We start from the raw sequence: 3,407 nt of genomic DNA, 5'->3' as shown, positions 1-3,407 counted from the left end.
GTTCCAAAAGCGGAACAGAAGAATAAAGCAATATGAAATTATAGATGAGGCAGAAAACCGAACCCTTTGCGCTCCCAACTGCGCTACAGGCCCAAACAAAATCTTTTAGACAAAAAAGTTATGCCAATAAAATATTGCGAAGGAGATGAATGATAGTAGAATGCCCTATCATGCCGAGTCAACGGATAATATTATAACATATTTCTAAGTTTTGTAAAGCCTTTTTTATAAAGCAAAAAAACGGGATTGATAAATCGCGGAAAGTGTAGTACAATACCCTATACCGGCTTTACCGGACCTAGTGGTGGTCCGGCGTGGAGCAAGGCCGCACTAGTTGGGGAGATAGCGGTGCCCTGTACCTGCAACCCGCTACAGCAGGGATGAATCCCGGTCCCCGGAGCTGCGATGTGTCGTCTGCCTCAGGTAAGCGGCGATGATAGATTGGTCCTGCGCAACGGAAACCCGTGAACCATGTCAGGCGGGGAACCGAGCAGCATTAAGCGGATCCTTCCGTGTGCCGCAGGGTTGCCGTTCTTGAGCTGGCTGCCTGGGTTACGGACATAGCGTAGTATTCAAAGACCGGTGTGCGGTCTTGTTCTGCGTCGGAAGAAGTCGGATAAGAGAGGGAGGGGCACGGCGCAACCGCGTCCCTCTCTTGCTGTTTTGGGAGGGATGGACGTTGTATCAGGCGCTCTACCGGAAGTGGCGGCCTCGCACCTTTGACGATGTGGTAGGCCAGACACACATCACCGAGACGCTCAAGCGGCAGGTGGACACCGGTCGCCTCTCCCATGCGTACTTGTTCACCGGCACCCGGGGTACCGGCAAAACCACCTGTGCCAAGATTCTGGCCAGGGCTGTCAACTGCGAACACCCCGTGGACGGAAACCCCTGCAACCAGTGCGATGCCTGTCGGGGTATTGAAAACGGCTCCATCCTGGATGTGCTGGAGCTGGATGCCGCCTCTAACAACGGTGTAGACCAGGTCCGCGCCCTTCGGGACGAGGCCGTCTACACACCCGCTGCTGTCCGTAAGCGGGTCTACATCGTGGACGAGGTCCACATGCTCTCCACCGCTGCCTTCAACGCCCTGCTGAAGATCCTGGAGGAGCCTCCGGAGCACCTCATGTTCATTCTGGCCACCACCGAGCTCCATAAGGTCCCAGCCACCATCAAATCCCGTTGCCAGCAGTTCTCCTTCCAGCGCATCCTGCCCGGCGACATCGCTGCCCGCCTCCGCTATGTGGCGGAGCAGGAGGGGATCCAGCTAACCACCGAAGGGGCATCATTGCTGGCCAGGTTGGCCGACGGCGGCCTGCGGGACGCTCTATCTCTATTGGACCAATGTGCCGGCACCGACGGTCCGGTGGATGAGGGACGCATCCTGGATGCCCTAGGTCTGGCGGGCAATCTGGAATCTGCAAAGCTCATGGGCATGGTGGCTAAGCGGGATACTCAGGGAGCCTTGGAGGACCTGGCCCGACTGTATAGCGGCGGTAAAGATGTATCCACGGTGCTGGGGGAGTTGTCCGCCCTGACCCGAGACCTGCTCATCCGAAAGACGGCCCCCCGGTCCGGCAGCGCCCTCCTCAGCGGCAACTGGGATGAGACCACTATGCGGGGGCTCTCTGAGCACTTCACTGCCCCCCGGCTGGTGTGGATGCTGACGGTGCTCCAGGGTGTGCTGGCCGATTTGCCCCGGAGCAGCAACCGGCGTACCGACGCCGAGCTGTGCCTGCTGCGGCTGTGCGACGAGCGGCTGGACGAGAGCGTCCAGGCCCTCTCCGCCCGACTGGACCGGGTGGAGCAGCAGCTCTCCACCGGTGTGCCTGTGGTTCAGGTGCAAAGTACTTCCGCATTACAGAAAAATGAGAGCGAAAATCCGGGGAAAACGCTGGATACCAGTCATACGCAAGGAGAAACTCCTGTCAGCGAGACAGAGGAGGAGCCCCCTGTCCGGGCCCCGGCGGCGGCAACCTTGGCGGCTCCGGCTGAGGTGGTCTCCGGGGCGGCTGAGCCCCCCGCCGCCCCGGCAAAGACCCAGGCACAGAACGCCCCGGTACAGATGGTGGCGGCCTCCGCCCCCACGGCGGCGGGACCGGCCGACGACGGCCGCTTCTGGCAGGCTCTGGCCCCGGCCCTAAGGGACAAGGTGCCCCGGAATGCCTGGCCTTTCCTGGGAAATCCCAGCATGGTCCAGGGCCATCTGGAGTTCGGCGTCCTCACCCTGTGGGTGGACGACGAGCTGGTGAAGGGTGTGGTGAGTCGTCCGGCGGTACTGGAGGCAATCCGTGCCTTAGCCCAGTCCAAACTGGGCGAGGCGGTGCGGGTGCAGGTCAAGGTGGGGAAGGCCCCCGCCGGTGCGGCTGTGTCCGCCCACGACAATCTGGACGATCTGCTGGCCATGGGCCGGCGGTTTGATAACATTACCATCAAGGAGTGACGAACAATGGCAAAGGGATTCGGCAGCCGCGGCATGGGCGGCATGGGTGGCGGCATCAACATGAATATGATCAAGCAGGCCCAGAAGATGCAGCAGGACATGCAGAGAATGCAGGCTGAGCTGGAGAACAAGGAGTACACTGCCCAGGCCGGCGGCGGTGTGGTCTCCGCCACGGTGAGTGGCAAACATGAACTCAAGGCCATCACCATTGACCCCGAGGCCGTGGACCCCGACGACGTGGAGATGCTCCAGGACCTCATCGTGGCGGCGGTGAACGAGGCTATGCGTGCCGCTTCCTCTGATGCGGCCTCCGCCATGGGCCAGATTACCGGAGGCCTCAACCTGCCGTTCTAAGGAGGACCGCACCATGAAACTCCCCGGCGTGGGGATGCGCACCGTCAAAACGGCGGTGGCCGTTATGCTCTCCTACCTGGTCTTTGTGCCCTTTGGGCTCCTCTACCGTACGGAACTAGGCGGTATTCTGGGGCAGATTGGCCCTATGTACGCCTGTATTGCCTGTGTGGTGTGTATGCAGAGCTCCCTGGGACAGACCATGCAGCAGGGGATATCCCGATTCATCGGGGTGGCTGTAGGCGGCGCCTTAGGTGTGCTGGCCCTGTCTCTGGGGGAGATCGCCCGGCAGCCTCTCGTCAAGACCGTCATTTTGGGACTGGTCTGTGTGGCCGGAATTTGGGTGTGTCTGCTCATTCAGCGGCCCACTGCCTGCGGGATGGCCTGCATCGTTCCCTGTGTCATTCTCATCAACGATATGACAGGTGTGGAACGGTACTTTTATGCTGCCGCACGGATCATCGAGACGGTGGTGGGGGTGGCCATTGCCTTTGGTGTCAACGCCGTGCTCCCGGATCACCGCCTGGAGCAGAAACAAGCGGATGACGACTTGGACACGCACCACAAGGGAACATAACAAAAAGCTCCGGATTTCAACGATCCGGAGCTTTTT

At 60.3% G+C, this 3,407-nt stretch carries 3 protein-coding genes and 1 other RNA gene; all 4 read left to right on the top strand.

Going from position 1 to position 3,407, the window contains the following annotated elements:
• Positions 1-325 precede the first annotated feature (325 nt).
• Positions 326-590: signal recognition particle sRNA large type (gene ffs, locus Q0K15_RS11015), an RNA gene on the top strand.
• Positions 591-679: 89 nt separating this feature from the next.
• Positions 680-2,443 (top strand): DNA polymerase III subunit gamma/tau, encoded by a 1,764-nt coding sequence (gene dnaX / locus Q0K15_RS11010; RefSeq protein ID WP_294515892.1) that lies wholly within the window; start codon positions 680-682, stop codon positions 2,441-2,443.
• Positions 2,444-2,449: 6 nt separating this feature from the next.
• Complete coding sequence (locus Q0K15_RS11005) at positions 2,450-2,797, top strand: YbaB/EbfC family nucleoid-associated protein (protein ID WP_294515891.1); 348 nt, start codon at positions 2,450-2,452, stop codon at positions 2,795-2,797.
• A gap of 13 nt (positions 2,798-2,810) precedes the next feature.
• Positions 2,811-3,371 carry an FUSC family protein gene (locus Q0K15_RS11000; protein WP_294515890.1) on the top strand — a complete coding sequence of 187 codons (561 nt, stop codon included), beginning with the start codon at positions 2,811-2,813 and terminating at the stop codon, positions 3,369-3,371.
• Positions 3,372-3,407 lie beyond the last annotated feature (36 nt).

It is taken from the genome of uncultured Intestinimonas sp., from assembly GCF_944387245.1.
Classification (GTDB): Bacteria; Bacillota; Clostridia; order Oscillospirales; family Oscillospiraceae; genus Intestinimonas.
The sequence above is the reverse complement of the archived record's forward strand: the minus strand, read 5'-3'. Positions and strand labels throughout refer to the sequence as shown.